Source organism: Isoptericola hypogeus, from assembly GCF_039531145.1.
Taxonomy (GTDB): domain Bacteria; phylum Actinomycetota; class Actinomycetes; order Actinomycetales; family Cellulomonadaceae; genus Isoptericola; species Isoptericola hypogeus.
The window spans coordinates 347,229-362,444 of the sequence record NZ_BAAAPM010000002.1; the positions used below are offsets into that span (position 1 = coordinate 347,229).

Genomic DNA, 15,216 nt, shown 5'->3' on the forward strand with positions numbered 1-15,216 from the left:
GACTCTGGATAGCAGTTCCACTGAACCCCCGAACCCCCGGACCCGGACGGGCACGCTGCGCCGTGCCCGGGGCCCCGCCCCCGGGTTCCCACCCCGTAGGAGATGACATGGACTGGCGCCACAAGGCTGCCTGCCTCGACGAGGACCCTGAGCTCTTCTTCCCCATCGGCAACACCGGCCCCGCGCTCCTCCAGATCGAGGAGGCCAAGGCGGTCTGCCGTCGCTGCGACGTCGTCGACACGTGCCTCAAGTGGGCCATCGAGTCGGGCCAGGACGCCGGCGTCTGGGGAGGCATGAGCGAGGACGAGCGCCGCGCGCTCAAGCGCCGCACCGCCCGCGCCCGCCGCGCAGGCTGAGTCCCGGCCCCGCGCGCACAGACGCCCGTCCGCTCCGAGGAGCGGGCGGGCGTCGTCGCGTCCGGGACCGTTCGCTCCCTACTTCGGGTGCCCGTCGCGCAGCTCCATCTCGAGCACCACCTGGGTGCCGCCGCCTTCGCGGGCCACCCACCCGATCGTGCCGCGAAGCTCGTTCGTCACCAGCGTCTGCACGATCTGCGAGCCGAGCCCGCTGCGCGACGCCCGGCCCAGCGTGGCGATCCCCTCCGGCATCCCGACGCCGTCGTCCGCGACGACGACCCTCAGCGCCGACCCGGTGCGCGCGACGTCGATCTCGACCGTGCCGGACTCGCGGCCCGGGAAGCCGTGCTGGACGGCGTTCGTCACCAGCTCGGTGAGCACGAGCGCCAGCGGCGTCGCGTCCTGCGCGGGGACCATCCCGAACGACCCGGTCTGCCGGGTGCTCACCTGGGTGCGGGTCGACGCGACGTCGGCCGCGAGCCGCAGCGCCCGGCTGAGCATGTCGTCGAGCTCGACGTTCTCGTCGAGCGTCTGGGACAGGGAGTCGTGCACCAGCGAGATCGTCGCCACCCGGCGCATCGCCTCCTCGAGCGCCGCGCGGGCCTCGGGCACGTCCATCCGGCGGGCCTGCAGCCGCAGCAGCGCGGCGACGGTCGCCAGGTTGTTCTTGACCCGGTGGTGGATCTCGCGGATCGTCGCGTCCTTGGTCATCAGCTCGCGCTCGCGTCGCCGCAGCTCGCTGACGTCCCGGCACAGCAGCACGGCGCCGATCCGCTGACCGTGGTCGGTCAGCGGGAGCGCCCGCAGGGACAGGGACACGCCCTTGGCCTCGATGTCGGTGCGCCACGGCGCGCGCCCCATGACGACCAGCGGCAGCGACTCGTCGACCGTGTTCTGGTGGGTGGCGAGATCCGCCGTCACCTCGACGAGCGACTGCCCGACGAGCGGGCCGATGACGCCGAGCCGGTGGAAGCACGACAGGGCGTTGGGGCTCGCGTACAGCACCTCGCCCTCGGAGTTGAGCCGGATGAGGCCGTCGCCGACGCGGGGGGCGCCGCGGCGCGGCCCGGTCGCGGCGTTGGGCGACGGGTACTCGCCGCGCGAGACCATCGCGAGGATGTCGTCGGCCGACTCGACGTAGTTCAGCTCGAGACGGCTCGGCGTGCGCCCGGAGCCGAGGTTGGTCTGGCGCGCGACGACGGCGATCGGCCGACCCGAATGCACGACGGGCACGGCCTCCTCGCGCACCGCGTACGCGCCGAACCAGCGGGGCTCACGCGAGCGCTGCGCCCGCACCTCCGTCATCGCGGCGGCCAGCTGGGGGCGCTGCCCCTCGGGGGCGAGCGATCCGACGATGTCGTCGTAGTGCACCGTCGCGCCGGTGGACGGGCGGCACTGCGCGATCGCGACGAACCCGCCGTCGGTGGTCGGCAGCCACAGCACCAGGTCGGCGAACGCGAGGTCGGAGACCATCTGCCAGTCGCCGGCGAGCAGGTGCAGCCACTCGACGTCACCCTCGGCGAGGTCGGCGTGCTGGGCGATGAGGTCACTCATGGCGGACACGCCCACCAGGGTACGGGCGTCGGCGCGTGCGCCGGGCCTCGGTAGGGTGTGCCCGTGCACCTGACCGTGGAGCTGACGTACGCGGCGGACGCCGACGAGGTCGTCGCGATGCTCGCCGACGAGGCGTTCGTGCGCTGGCGCGCCACGCGGACCGCGGGCGGCACCGTCGAGCAGGTGGACGTCTCCGGCAGCCCCGGCGAGGGCTTCACCATCGCGGTCCGCCGCACGCTGCCCACCGACCTCATCCCCACCCAGGTGCGCCCGTTCGTCGGCGACCGGCTGGAGGTGCGCCAGGCCGAGGCGTGGGAGCCCGCGACGGGCTCCGGCGGCGGCCGCGTGGGGACGGTCGCGCTCGAGATCGCCGGGGCACCGGTGCGCGTCACCGGCACGGTGGCGATCGAGCCGCTGCCCGGGGGCGGGTGCCGGCAGGTGTACGACGGCGTGGTGCGCGCGTCGGTCCCCCTCTTCGGCGCGGTGGTGGCCGAGGCAGCCGCCCACGCTGTCCGCTCGACCCTCGAGGCGGAGGGCGAGGCGGGGCGCGAATGGCTCGCCGCGGGCGGCCGGCCCCGCGGCGACGGGTAACGATCCCGTCACGACCGCTCGGCCCTCACCCCTCCTGACCTGCGATAACGCCGCGGCCAAGGTCACGGTCCGGCATCGTCGCCGACTCCAGCCTTGACGTGACCCCCCTGGGGCAGACACGATCTGAAGCGGCCATGGGAGCGCTACCACCATGGCGGTGGAAGCGCTCCCATCACGTCTATCCGTATGCCCGACCCAGACAAGGGAGTCATCGTGCTCGACAGCACCCGACACACCCGCCGCACCCGCCGCGCCGTCGCGGCCACCGCCGGCATCGCGACCCTCGCTCTTGCCCTGACCGCCTGCGGCGGCTCGGACGACGGGGGTGACGACAACGCTTCCGGTGACGAGAAGATCACCCTCACCGTCGCCACGTTCAACCAGTTCGGGTACACCGACGAGCTCCTCGCCGCGTACACCGAGGAGCACCCGAACGTCACGGTCAAGCAGGTGGTCGCCCCGACCTCGGAGGAGGCCCGCAACAACCTCACCACCAAGCTCGCCGCCGGGGGCGCAGGCCTGGCCGACATCGAGGCCATCGAGGTCGACTGGCTCCCCGAGCTGATGACGTACCCCGACCTGTTCGAGGACCTCACGGACCCTGAGCTCGACGGCCGGTGGGTGGACTGGAAGGTGCAGCAGGCCACCACCCCGGACGGCAAGCTCATCGGCTACGGCACCGACATCGGCCCGGAGGCCATCTGCTACCGCGCCGACCTGTTCGAGAAGGCCGGCCTGCCCACCGACCGCGAGGAGGTCGCCGAGCTCCTCGGAGGCGAGGACGCCACGTGGGACGACTACTTCGAGGCGGGCAAGCAGTTCGTCGCCAAGTCGGACTCCGCGTGGTTCGACGGCGCGCTCCCCACCTACCAGGGCATGGTCAACCAGCTCGACGGCGCCTACGAGGACCCCGAGACGGGTGAGCCCAAGGACCTGGCCTCCAACACCGAGGTCAAGGACCTGTACGACCAGGTGCTCGCCGCCTCCGTCGGCGACGAGCTGTCCGCCGGCCTCGAGCAGTGGTCCCCCGACTGGGACGCCGGGTTCCAGAACGACGCCTGGGCCACGATGCTCTGCCCGCCGTGGATGACCGCGTCCATCGAGGAGCGCGCAGGCGGTGTCGACGGCTGGGACGTCGCCGACGTCTTCCCCGGCGGTGGCGGCAACTGGGGCGGTGCGTTCCTCTCCGTCCCCGCGTCCGGCCCGAACGCCGAGGCGGCCAAGGAGCTGGCGGCGTGGCTGACCGACCCGGAGCAGCAGACCACCGCGTACGAGAACGCCAACACGTTCCCGTCGCAGGTCGACGCGCAGGCCTCGGACGCGGTGCAGTCGTCCACCAACCCGTTCTTCAACGACGCTCCTGTCGGGCCGATCTTCTCGGCCCGCGCCCAGGCGATCGAGAGTGCGCCGTTCAAGGGCGAGAACTACTTCTCGATCCACCAGTCGGTGCAGAACGCGCTGAACCGGGTGGACCTCAACGGTGAGGACCCGGAGAAGAGCTGGCAGGGTGCCCTCGACGAGTACGCCTCGCTCGGGCTCTGACCTGACCAGTCTCTGACCACACCCTCGCTGGTTGAGCCTGTCGAGACCAGGTTTCGACAGGCTCAACCAGCGGCCCCCGGCTCTCCACCGGCGACGTACAGGAAGCAGCAGATGGCCGTCCTCTCCCCCACCCAGCCTGCGCCCGGGCGCAGCGGTCCCGCGTCCCGCCCCCCGCGGCGCGTCGGGTTCTCCCAGCGGCTCGGCAGCTGGGACGTGAAGCTCTCGCCCTACCTGTACATCTCGCCGTTCTTCATCCTCTTCGCCGTCACCGGGCTGTTCCCGCTGGCGTACACGGCATTCGTCTCGATGCACGAGTGGAACCTGCTGGGCGGGCAGGGCGAGTTCGTCGGGCTGGAGAACTTCTCCGCCGTCCTGGCGCAGCCCATGTTCTGGAAGACGCTCGTCAACACCTTCTCGATCTTCGTCCTCTCCACCGTGCCGCAGGTGATCCTGGCCATCACCATCGCGGCGCTGCTCGACCAGAACCTGCGGGCCGCCACGTTCTGGCGCATGGGGGTGCTCGTGCCCTACGTCGTCGCGCCGGTGGCCGTCTCCATGATCTTCGGCCGGATGTTCGCGGACGACTACGGGCTGATCAACGAGATCCTCGGTCTGGTGGGCATCGACCCGGTGGGCTGGCACAGCGACCGCGTCGCGAGCCACGTGGCGATCGCCACGATGGTCAACTTCCGCTGGACCGGCTACAACGCACTGATCTTCCTCGCCGCCATGCAGGCGGTGCCCCGCGAGCTCTACGAGGCCGCCGTCATCGACGGCGCCGGACGCGTCCGCCAGTTCTTCTCCGTCACCGTGCCGCAGATCCGCGCCACCATCATCTTCATCGTGATCACCTCGACGATCGGCGGCCTGCAGATCTTCGACGAGGTCCGCATGTTCGACCCGTACGGCCTCGGCGGGCCGGACAGGGACTGGATGACCACGGTCGTCTACCTCTACGACGTCGCATGGGGAAACCAGAAGGACTTCGGCCGCGCCTCCGCCGTCGCGTGGCTGCTGTTCCTGCTGATCATCGTCATCGGCATGGTCAACTTCCTCATCACCCGGCGGATCTCGACCTCGGGGCCCAAGGCCGCCAAGGTGAGCCGGCGCCACACCCGGCAGCTGCTCGCGCAGGCCCGCGCCACGGAGGCCCCGACGAGCGCCGCCACGGCGACCACCATCCCCACCACGACCACCGACCGGGAGGACCGCCGATGAGCTCCGTCGCCGTCACCGCCCAGACCGCCGGCAAGGGCGCCGCCCGGAAGGCCGTACAGCGCCGCAACCGCGCCACGCGGACCGCGCAGCGCCGTCCGGGCCGCACCACCTACGTGCTCCTCGGGATCGTCCTCCTGATCTCGATCTTCCCGCTGTACTTCACGCTGCTGCTCGGCTCGTCCGACCCGACGTCCATCGCGCAGAACGCGGTGCCGCAGTGGTTGCCCGACGCGAGCCTGTTCCAGCAGTTCGCCGAAGTGGTCTCCAACGACGCGATCAACTTCTGGAAGGCCCTCGCCAACTCGGTGATCATCGCCGTCGTCACGTCCGCCTCCGTGGTCCTGTTCTCGACTCTGGCCGGCTACTCCTTCGCCAAGCTCCGCTTCCGCGGGCGCGGGCCGCTCCTGGTGTTCGTCATCGCGACGATGGCGGTGCCCACGCAGCTCGGCGTCATCCCGCTCTACATCCTCATGACGGACCTCGACTGGATCGGCAAGCTGCAGGCCGTCATCGTCCCCGCCCTCGTCACCGCGTTCGGCGTGTTCTGGATGACCCAGTACCTGTCCGAGGCCCTGCCGTACGAGCTCATCGAGGCCGCCCGCGTCGACGGCGCCTCCATGATCCGCACGTTCTGGTCCATCGCCCTGCCGGCGGCTCGCCCGGCAGCCGCGATGCTCGGCCTGTTCACCTTCGTCCAGCAGTGGACCAACTACTTCTGGCCGTCGATCGTGCTGAACCAGTCCAACCCGACGCTGCCACTGGTCGTGAAGTCGCTGCAGGGCAACTTCTTCGTGGACTATTCGCTCGTGATGGGCGGCATCTTCCTGGTGACGCTGCCGCTGCTGGTGATCTTCGCCTTCGTCGGCAAGCAGCTGGTCGCCGGCATCATGGCCGGTGCCGTCAAGGGTTGACCCGGCCCGCACCAGCACCCTCCGCCAGTGGCCCCTGCGTGGGCCCGAGACCGATGGAAAGATTCACAAATGAGCCTCGTCATCCCCGGCCCCGGCGCGCACGTCCCGGCTCCCGGCACCCCCGTGCCGTTCGTCCCCACCGCCCCGCTCGCGGCCCCCACGCCGAGCTCCTCGGGACCGGTCGCGTTCCCCGACGGCTTCCTGTGGGGCACGGCCACGGCGGCGTACCAGATCGAGGGCGCGGGCGCCGAGGGCGGGCGCCGGGACTCGATCTGGGACGCGTTCTGCCGCATCCCCGGCGCGGTGCGGGACGGCGACGACGGCATGGTCGCGTGCGACCACTACCACCGGTACCGCGACGACGTGGCGCTCATGAAGGGCCTGAACCTCGACACCTACCGGTTCTCGACGTCGTGGGCGCGCGTCGTGCCGGACGGCCGGACCGTCAACCGCGAGGGCCTCGACTTCTACTCGCGGCTGGTCGACGAGCTGCTCGGCGCCGGGATCCTGCCCTGGCTCACGCTCTACCACTGGGACCTCCCGCAGGCCCTGGAGGAGCGCGGCGGCTGGCCGGAGCGCGACACCGCCTACCGGTTCGCCGACTACGCCGTCACGATGCACGAGGCGCTCGGCGACCGGGTCGGGGTGTGGACGACGCTCAACGAGCCGTGGTGCTCGGCGTTCCTCGGCTACACGTCGGGCGCGCACGCCCCGGGCCGCAAGTCGCCCGAGGCGGGGCTCGCCGCCGCGCACCACCTCATGCTGGGCCACGGCCTGGCGACGTCGGCCCTGCGCGAGCTGGCCCCGGAGGCGACGCTCGGCATCACGCTCAACTTCACGGTGTCCGACCCGGTCGACCCGACGGACCCGGCCGACGTGGACGCCGCCCGCCGTGACGACGGGATGTTCAACCGGATCTTCCTCGACCCGATCCTGCGGGGCGCGTACCCCGCCGACATCCTCGACGACGTGGCCCACCTGGGGCTCGCCGACCTCGTCCTGCCCGGCGACCTGGAGCTCATCTCCACCCCGATCGACGTGCTCGGCGTCAACTACTACAACGGCGGGGCGGTCTCCGCCCGGCCCCAGCACGCCGGGGGCGGCGCCCCCGAGGGCACGGCCGGCCCCGACGGCGCCCGCGAGGACACCGTGCTCTGGGAGACCCGCTCCCCCAACCCGGTCCCGGACGGCATCCACCACCACAGCCGCGGCCTGCCCACGACCGACATGGGCTGGGAGGTGCAGCCGGAGGGCCTCACCCGCCTGCTCGTGCGGCTGCAGCAGGACTACGCAGGCCCGCGCGACACCGCGCTGTTCGTCACCGAGAACGGCGCCGCCTACCCGGACGCCGTCCAGGCCGACGGCAGCGTGGACGACCAGGACCGGCTGGAGTTCGTCGACGCGCACCTGCGCGCGGTCAAGGACGCGATCGACGCCGGCGCCGACGTGCGCGGCTACTTCGCCTGGTCGCTCATGGACAACTTCGAGTGGGCGCTCGGCTACGCGAAGCGGTTCGGCCTGGTCCACGTCGACTACGGCACGCAGGAGCGCACCGTCAAGGCCTCGGGCCGCTGGTACGCGGGGGTCGCGCGCGACAACGCGCTGCCCGCCCGGCCGGCCGCTCGAGAGTAGTCTCCGGTCGTGAGCACCGAGCACGGCAGCCCGACGCTGGACGACGTCGCCCGGACCGCGGGAGTCTCGCGGTCCACGGCGTCCCGCGCCGTCAACGGCGGCGAGCGCGTGTCGCCCGAGGCGCAGTCCGCCGTCGACGACGCGGTCGCCCGGCTCGGGTACGCCCCGAACCGGGCGGCGCGCTCGCTGGTCACGCGGCGCACCGACTCGATCGCCCTGGTGGTGCCCGAGCCGGACGCCCGCATCCTCACCGACCCGTTCCTCGCGGGCGTGCTGCGGGGCGTGAGCGAGGGCCTGACCGGCACGGAGCTGCAGCTGGTGCTGCTGCTCGCGCGCCCGGGCGAGCGGCCCGGCCACATCGCCCGCTATCTTCGCAGCGGGCACGTGGACGGCGTCATCGTCGCGTCGCACCACGAGGGTGACCAGATCGAGCCGGAGCTGATCCGTTCCCGGATGCCCGCCGTCTTCGTCGGTCGGCCGTTCGACACGCAGAGCCTGCGCTTCGTCGACGTCGACAACGCGGCCGGCGGCGCGGTCGCCACGGCGCGCCTCGTCGCGCGGGGGTGCCGGCGCATCGCCACGATCACCGGCCCCCTCGACATGACGGCGGCGCTCGACCGCTTCGACGCCTGGCAGCGCACGCTGGCCGACGCGGGCCTGCCCGCCGGCGCCGTGGCGCACGGCGACTTCACCGTCTCGGGCGGTGCCGCCGCGATGGAGAAGATCCTCGTCACCCAGCCCGACGTCGACGGCGTCTTCGTGGCGTCCGACCTCATGGCCACCGGCGCGCTGCAGGTGCTGCGCGAGGCCGGCCGGCGCGTGCCCGACGACGTGGCCCTCGTGGGCTTCGACGCCCTCGGGGCCGAGCGCACCACCCCACGGCTGACGACCGTGCTGCAGCCGGTCGTGGAGATGGTGTCCGCCGCGACGTCCACCCTCCTGGACATGGTCGACGGCCGGCCCGTGCCGGCCGAGCCGCAGATCTTCGTGCCGCGCCTGATCGAGGGCCAGTCCGCCTGAGACGGAGTGCGGCGACCCTCCCTAGCTCGTCGCCCGCTGCTCGACGCCGGCGGGGTCGCGCTGGGCGATCCACGCGTCGACCCTCTCCCACTGGTCGAAGAGCCACAGCTCGCGGCCCTCGGCAGCGGGGGGCAGGTCGGCCACCGTGGTGAGCCAGCCGCCGAGCACGATCGTCTTGTCCATCGGCAGCTCCCGCCAGATGTCCTTGACGCTGACGAGCCGCTCCAGCCCGGTGTGCGCGACGACCAGCACCGCGGCCTCCGCGGGCGCCGCGTCCAGCGCGGAGAGGAACCCTCCGGCGTGCGGGGCCATGACGTGCGGCATCCGCGCGGCCCGGTCGGCCAGGGCGTCCTGGCCGCGCGCCCGCAGGGTCTCGATGCGGCGGTCGCGCCGCCGGGGCGTCACGTTGCCGCCCTCGGGGAAGAGGACGAGCGCGCCGTCCGGGCCCATGCCCCCGGCGATGCGGGAGATCGTCGCCGCGGCCCCGGGCTGGCCCGCCTTCCGGCGCTGCAGCGGCGTGACGAACGCCGCGGGCAACCGGTGCAGCAGGACGTCGATCGCCGGGTCCCACTGCAGCGTGTCCTTGAGGACGATCGCCGGGGTGCGGCGGGCGCGCCCCAGCAGGGTGTCGACGAGGATGAACGAGTCGCCCGGGCCGGCGTGCCGGCTCACCACCACCAGCGGCACGTCGGGCAGCGTGGCCTCCGACGGCGCCTCGACGAGGATCCGCAGCCGCAGCGTCCACCGGGCCTGCCAGAACAGGGTCCCGAGCATCACGCGCGCGAACGCCACGTGGGCCCGCTGCACCCACGGCCGGTCCATCGCCAGGCCGAAGCCCGACGCCACCCACAGCAGGAAGAAGCCGACCAGCGCGGCAGCGTCCCACACGACGTAGAAGCTGAGCATCCACAGCACGCGCAGCACCCGCAGCCGGCCGGGGAGCACCCACGTGAGCACCGCGCCGACGACGAGCGCGAGCATGAGCGTGGTCGGCACGAGCGCGACGGCGAGCAGCACCACGAGGGGGGCGAGGACCACGCGGCGCGCCCACCGCGGCGGGGGCGCGATCACGACGCTCCCCCGCCGTCGCGGGTCCCGGTCGCGTGCTCGGCCAGGTAGGCGCGGCTCGCGCCGTACGACTGCCCGATGCGGCGCATCGTGGCGTCGAGCCGGCGGAACGCCCCCACCTTCTCGTCGCCGGGCAGGGAGCCGCCGCTGGGGAGCACGTGCACGGTCGCGACCGACCGGGCGTCCTCCAGCTCGCGGAAGAAACGGTGCCGGCGCGCGATCTCGAAGCTGACGCGGGCGACGTCGGACGGCTTGGTCGGCACGGTCAGCGGCTCCTCGACCCGGCCCACCTGCAGCACGTAGACGGTCGTCGCGCCGCGTCGCACGGCCTCTCCGAGCGGGATCGAGTTCACCATGCCGCCGTCGACGAAGTGCTCGCCGTCGATCTCGGTGGGCGGCAGGGCGCCGGGCACGGACGCGGAGGCGAGCACGGCCTCGACCAGCGGGCCGGCGTCGAACCAGTGCTCGGAGGCGCGCTCGATGCTGGCGGCGACGACGACGAGCGGCACCTGCAGGTCCTCGAAGGTGCTGTGCTCGCCGAGCGTGCCGGCGATGAGGCGGCGCAGCGCGGCCGGGTCGTAGAGGTGGGTGCGGGAGCGGGCGAGGCGGCCGAGCTGCCGGTACCAGGCCTCGCCGTAGACCTCGTTCGCCGTGGGGCTGGACCAGGCCCGGGCGAGCGTGTCGACGACGGCGACGCCGGGCTCGGCCGCCACGGCCGCGCCGTTGATCGCGCCGATCGACGTGCCCACGACGAGGTCCGGGTGGACGCCCGCCTCGAACAGCGCCTGCAGCATCCCGACGTGCACCGCCCCGCGCACGCCGCCTCCCCCGAGCACGAACGCGACCGTCATGCGCCCGATCGTGCCATGTGGGCCGCTCGTGCTCGCGCCGACCATGCCCTTCTCGAAGGCCGAACATGCGGTTGGTCCGGGATTCGCCCAGCGAATCCCGGACCAACCGCATGTTCGGCGGGGGTCGGAACGGTTAAGCGTGCACGTGGCCGTACCGGTGGCGGGTGCGGCTCACGGCCTGCTCGCGCAGCATGGCGAGCAGCTCGCGGCGGCCGCCGGCGAGCACCGGGCCGTCGAGGACGGTCACGGTGCCCAGGCGGCGGGCGGCGGCCTCGGCCAGCCCCGGCGCCTCGCCGATCACGCGGACGCGCCCGGTGACGCGTCCGGCCGCGACGGCGGCCGCGAACTCCTCGTGCGACACGGGGGCCTCGTGGGGCACGCCCCAGCCGGCGTCGGTGGCGGGCACGACGACGGCGGGCACGCCCGCCCGGCGGGCGGCGGCCAGCATGCGGCGCACCTCCACCGGCAGCGCGCCGTCGCCGACGCGCACCGTGATCCGCTCCAGCGGCCGGTAGCGGAAGGTGTTCTCCTCCACCGACAGGCCGGACCGGTCGTGCCCGACGCCGAACTCGGCGTCCCAGGCCGCGGCGTCGGAGCGCTCGGCCCAGGCGAGCCAGCCCTCGGGGTCGTTGCCGCGCGACGGCACGACGGCCGCGTCGTCGGCCCAGGCGCCGAGCTGGCCCACGTAGTTCGGGCCGCCGGCCTTCGCACCCGGTCCGACGCTCGACGCCTTCCAGCCGCCGAACGACTGGCGCTGCACGATGGCGCCGGTGATGTGCCGGTTGACGTACACGTTCCCGGCCTCGACCCGGTCGAGCCAGGTGGCGATCTCGTCGTCGTCCAGCGAGTGGATGCCGGCGGTGAGGCCGAACGACACCTGGTTCTGCAGGCGCAGGGCCTCGTCCAGGTCCTTGGCGGTCATGATGCCGAGCACCGGGCCGAACACCTCGGTGAGGTGGAAGAACGAGCCGCGCGCGACGCCGTCGCGCAGGCCCGGCGACCAGAGGCGCTCGGGGTCGATGCCCGCCGCGGCGGCCTCGGCGTCGAGGCGGCGCGGCTTGACCAGCCACGTCTCGGAGGCCTCGAGCGTCGTGAGGGCGCGCAGCAGCTTGCCCTGCGCGGGCTCGGTGAGCGGCCCCATGACGGTGGACAGCTCGGTCGGGCCGCCGACGGACAGCGAGCGCACCGCGTCGACCAGCTGGCGACGGAACCGCTTGCCGGTCTCCGTGGACGGGTCGCCCACCGAGCCCACGAGGATGACCAGGGACGCGGCCGAGCACTTCTGCCCGGCGTGCCCGAAGGCGCTCTTCACGAGGTCCGCGACCGCGAGGTCCAGGTCCGCCGATGGCGTCACGACCAGCGCGTTCTTGCCCGACGTCTCCGCGAGCACCGGGCGCTCCGGGCGCCAGGCGGCGAACAGCTCGGCCGTCTCGATCGAGCCGGTGAGGATGACGCGGGCCACGTCGTCGTGCGTGACGAGGTGCTGCCCGAGGTCGCCGTCGGGCACGCGGACGAAATGCACGATGTCCCGCGCGACCTCGGTGTCCAGCCCGATCTCGGGCGCGACCTCGGCGAGCGCCTCGTGCACCGCGTCGATCGCGATCTCGAAGCAGCGCGGCGTGGGCGGCGCGGGCTTCGCGAGCACCGCGGACCCGGCCGCGAGCGCCGACAGGACGCCGCCGGCCGGGATCGCGACGGGGAAGTTCCACGGCGGGGTGACGAGCGTGACGCCGTCGGGCGAGAACGTGGCGCCCTCGACGTGCTCCAGCTCCTCGGCCGACTGCGCGTAGTAGTTCGCGAAGTCGACGGCCTCGCTGACCTCGGGGTCGGCCTCGGCCACCGTCTTGCCGGGCTCGTGCACCATCGCGGTCACGAGGTCGGTGCGGCGCGCCTCGAGCCGCACGGCGGCGGCCCGGAGCACGCGGGCGCGGTCGGCGGGGGCGACGGCGGCCCACGCCTGCTGGGCGCGCGCGGCCCGGGCGACGGCCGCGTCGATCGCCTCGACGGAGGTGATCTCGGGCGCCTGGACTCCCACGAAGCCCGAGTCGGGCCCGACGATGCCGCGCGCCCACGCGCGGTGGGCGGAGACAGCGGGGTCGGTGTCGACGGCGTTGCGGAACGCGCCGCCGGACGGGCACCCCGTCGCGGTCGGGGCGGTCGCGCCGCCGGCGAACCGGTCGCGCCGGCGCGGCGCGACGTCGACGGGCTCGTAGTGCACGCCGTGCGTGACGGACGCGCGGAACGCGAGCTCCTGGCGGTCCATGGCCGACGCCTCGACGCCGGGGGTCCCGGCGGCGGGCGCGAACGCCGCGTGCAGGAAGTTCTGCTCCGCCGCGTTCTCCTCGAGCCGGCGCACCAGGTAGGAGATGGCGACGTCGAAGTCCTCGTCGCGCACGACGGGCGTGTACAGCACGACCTTGCCGCCGTCCTTGGCGAGCTCCTCGCGCACGAGCCGCGCCTCGATGGGCGCCATGCCCTGCAGCATCTCGATGTCGAGGCCCATGTTCGAGCCACCGTTGACGCCGCGGCCGCGGGCGAGCAGCACCGCGAGCGCCACGTGGAAGAGGTTGTGCGACGCGACGCCGAGGCGCACGGCCGCCGTGCGGTCCGGGCGCAGGTGGTGGTCGAGGATGCGGACGTAGTTGGCGTCGACGTCGGGCTTGGTCGGGTACGGCGCCTGCTCCCAGTCGTGCAGCTCCGCCTCGACGTGCTCCATGGCGAGGTTGGCGCCCTTGACGAGGCGCACCTTGATGCGGGCGCCGCCCGCGGCGACGCGGCCCTGCGCCCACTCGGTGAGGTGGTCGAGCGCGCCCATCGCGTCGGGCAGGTAGGCCTGCAGCACGATGCCCGCCTCGAGACCGCGGAACTCCTCGCGGTCGAGGATCTGGGTGAAGACCGCCGTGGTCAGCGCGAGGTCCTTGTACTCCTCCATGTCGAGGTTGAGGAAGACGCCGTTCTTCTGCGCCGCCCGGTACAGCGGCAGGAGGCGCTCCACGACGCGCTCGCGCGAGCCGTCCAGGTCCCACGTGACGAGCTGGGCCGCTACCGAGGACACCTTGACGGAGACGTAGTCGACGTCGGGGCGCGACACGAGGTCGATGGTGCGCTGGAGGCGGGCCGCGGCCTCCTCCTCGCCGAGGACCGCCTCGCCGAGCAGGTTGACGTTGAGCGTGTACCCCTCGGCTCGGGTGCGCGCCAGGTGCGCCGCGAGCCCCTTGCCGGCGTCGGCGACGAGGTGGCCGACGAGCTGGCGCAGGCGGATGCGGGCGGCCGGCACGACGACCGACGGCAGCGCGGGCGCGACGATCGCACCGACCTTGAACAGCGTGCGGTCGACGGGGCTGAGGAACGTGGCCGACCCGGCGTCCCGGCCGAGCCGGGACAGGGCGGTCGCGGCGACGCCGACGTCGTGCGGGCGGGCGACGTCGTCGACGAAGCCGACGGCCAGCTCCAGCCCGGCGGGGTCGGAGACCAGCGAGCCGAGCCGCTCGGCGGTGGCCCGCGTCCTGCGGTCCGCGCGCGTGGTCCGCGCGCCCGGGACCTGCGGGGACGCCCCGGAGGCGACGGCGATCCAGTGGTGGGCGAGGGCGGCGGCGTCCTCGACGAGGGCCTCGGCGTTCACCAGGCCGGAGGGCGCGGCATCGCGCGCGGGAACAGCAGTGCTCATGGTCCCAGGGTGCGCCCTGCCGCGAGGGCTCGTCTTGTACGATCGGGCACGCGATGAGCCCGGATTCCGACAACCCGACGACAGGGCTGATGGCCCCCCTGTCCCCGGTGATGGTCGCGCTCATGGACGAGCTGTCCGACGTGATGTTCTGCGCCAAGGACGCCGAGGGCCGCTACATCGCGGTCAACCAGGTCTTCGTGCGGCGGACCAACGAGCGCTCGCGCCGGCAGGTGCTGGGCCGCCGGGCGACCGACCTCTTCGTGCCCGAGCTGGCCGAGCGCTACGAGGCGCAGGACGCCGAGGTGCTGCGCACCGGCCGCCCCCTGCGCAACGAGCTCGAGCTCATCCGCCGCGTCGGCGGCACGCCCGGCTGGTTCCTCACCGCCAAGCTGCCCGTGCGCGACGACGCGGGCCGGGTGGCCGGGCTGGTGTCGGTGTCGCAGGACCTGCGGTCCGGCGACGCGGACGACGCGACGATGGACGCGATGGCGCGCCTGGTGGCCGCGGTAGAGGCGCACCTGGACGACTCCCCCGGGGTCCCGCTGGCCGTCGCCGACCTGGCCGCGCTGGCCGGCAGCACCCCCGCCGTCCTTGACCGCCGCGTGCGCAAGGTCTTCGGCCTCTCCCCCCGCCAGCTCGTGCTGCGGGCCCGCGTCGACCGGGCCGCGCACCTGCTGACGTCGACGACGACGCCGCTCGCGCAGGTCGCGACGGCCGCCGGCTTCTACGACCAGCCGTCGTTCACCCGCACGTTCGCCCGCCTCACGGGCGAGACGCCGTCGTCGTTCCGGCGCAGCGCGCGCTGA

The 15,216-nt window shown here is 73.4% G+C and carries 12 protein-coding genes; 8 read left to right on the forward strand and 4 right to left on the reverse strand.

What is annotated here, in order from left to right; genetic code table 11:
• Positions 1-107 precede the first annotated feature (107 nt).
• Positions 108-356 (forward strand): WhiB family transcriptional regulator, encoded by a 249-nt coding sequence (locus ABD254_RS01920; RefSeq protein WP_166849954.1) that lies wholly within the window; start codon positions 108-110, stop codon positions 354-356.
• Between the two features lie 78 nt (positions 357-434).
• Here the strand turns inward: ABD254_RS01920 and ABD254_RS01925 are convergent, their stop codons facing one another.
• Positions 435-1,910, reverse strand: coding sequence for a sensor histidine kinase (locus ABD254_RS01925; protein WP_344245256.1), 1,476 nt, complete (start codon positions 1,908-1,910; stop codon positions 435-437).
• A 63-nt stretch (positions 1,911-1,973) separates the two neighbouring features.
• On the opposite strand from ABD254_RS01925, the gene ABD254_RS01930 reads away from it, so the two are divergent.
• The 6 genes from ABD254_RS01930 (at position 1,974) to ABD254_RS01955 (ending at position 8,824) form a co-directional block, all read left to right on the forward strand.
• Positions 1,974-2,501 (forward strand): DUF2505 domain-containing protein, encoded by a 528-nt coding sequence (locus ABD254_RS01930; RefSeq protein WP_344245085.1) that lies wholly within the window; start codon positions 1,974-1,976, stop codon positions 2,499-2,501.
• Positions 2,502-2,714: 213 nt separating this feature from the next.
• Positions 2,715-4,043 carry an ABC transporter substrate-binding protein gene (locus ABD254_RS01935; RefSeq protein WP_344245087.1) on the forward strand — a complete coding sequence of 443 codons (1,329 nt, stop codon included), beginning with the start codon at positions 2,715-2,717 and terminating at the stop codon, positions 4,041-4,043.
• 111 nt (positions 4,044-4,154) lie between these two features.
• The gene (locus ABD254_RS01940) at positions 4,155-5,261 is read left to right on the forward strand and encodes a carbohydrate ABC transporter permease (protein ID WP_344245089.1); all 1,107 of its coding nucleotides are present in this window, start codon (positions 4,155-4,157) and stop codon (positions 5,259-5,261) included.
• The gene (locus tag ABD254_RS01945; protein ID WP_344245091.1) at positions 5,258-6,172 is read left to right on the forward strand and encodes a carbohydrate ABC transporter permease; all 915 of its coding nucleotides are present in this window, start codon (positions 5,258-5,260) and stop codon (positions 6,170-6,172) included. The genes ABD254_RS01940 and ABD254_RS01945 overlap by 4 nt, the downstream gene beginning before the upstream one ends.
• Positions 6,173-6,241: 69 nt before the next feature.
• Positions 6,242-7,804, forward strand: coding sequence for a glycoside hydrolase family 1 protein (locus ABD254_RS01950; RefSeq protein WP_344245093.1), 1,563 nt, complete (start codon positions 6,242-6,244; stop codon positions 7,802-7,804).
• 9 nt (positions 7,805-7,813) lie between these two features.
• Positions 7,814-8,824 (forward strand): LacI family DNA-binding transcriptional regulator, encoded by a 1,011-nt coding sequence (locus ABD254_RS01955; protein WP_344245095.1) that lies wholly within the window; start codon positions 7,814-7,816, stop codon positions 8,822-8,824.
• Between the two features lie 21 nt (positions 8,825-8,845).
• Here ABD254_RS01955 and ABD254_RS01960 read toward each other — a convergent pair whose 3' ends face one another.
• From ABD254_RS01960 to ABD254_RS01970, 3 genes are all read right to left on the reverse strand, one after another.
• On the reverse strand, positions 8,846-9,895 hold the full coding sequence (locus ABD254_RS01960; RefSeq protein WP_344245097.1) for a 1-acyl-sn-glycerol-3-phosphate acyltransferase: 1,050 nt from the start codon (positions 9,893-9,895) through the stop codon (positions 8,846-8,848).
• Positions 9,892-10,743 (reverse strand): patatin-like phospholipase family protein, encoded by an 852-nt coding sequence (locus ABD254_RS01965; protein ID WP_344245099.1) that lies wholly within the window; start codon positions 10,741-10,743, stop codon positions 9,892-9,894. Before ABD254_RS01965 ends, ABD254_RS01960 begins: the two co-directional genes overlap by 4 nt.
• A gap of 133 nt (positions 10,744-10,876) precedes the next feature.
• Positions 10,877-14,410 carry a proline dehydrogenase family protein gene (locus ABD254_RS01970; RefSeq protein WP_344245101.1) on the reverse strand — a complete coding sequence of 1,178 codons (3,534 nt, stop codon included), beginning with the start codon at positions 14,408-14,410 and terminating at the stop codon, positions 10,877-10,879.
• 53 nt (positions 14,411-14,463) lie between these two features.
• Between ABD254_RS01970 and ABD254_RS01975 the strand changes: the two genes are divergently transcribed.
• Positions 14,464-15,216 carry an AraC family transcriptional regulator gene (locus ABD254_RS01975; RefSeq protein ID WP_344245102.1) on the forward strand — a complete coding sequence of 251 codons (753 nt, stop codon included), beginning with the start codon at positions 14,464-14,466 and terminating at the stop codon, positions 15,214-15,216.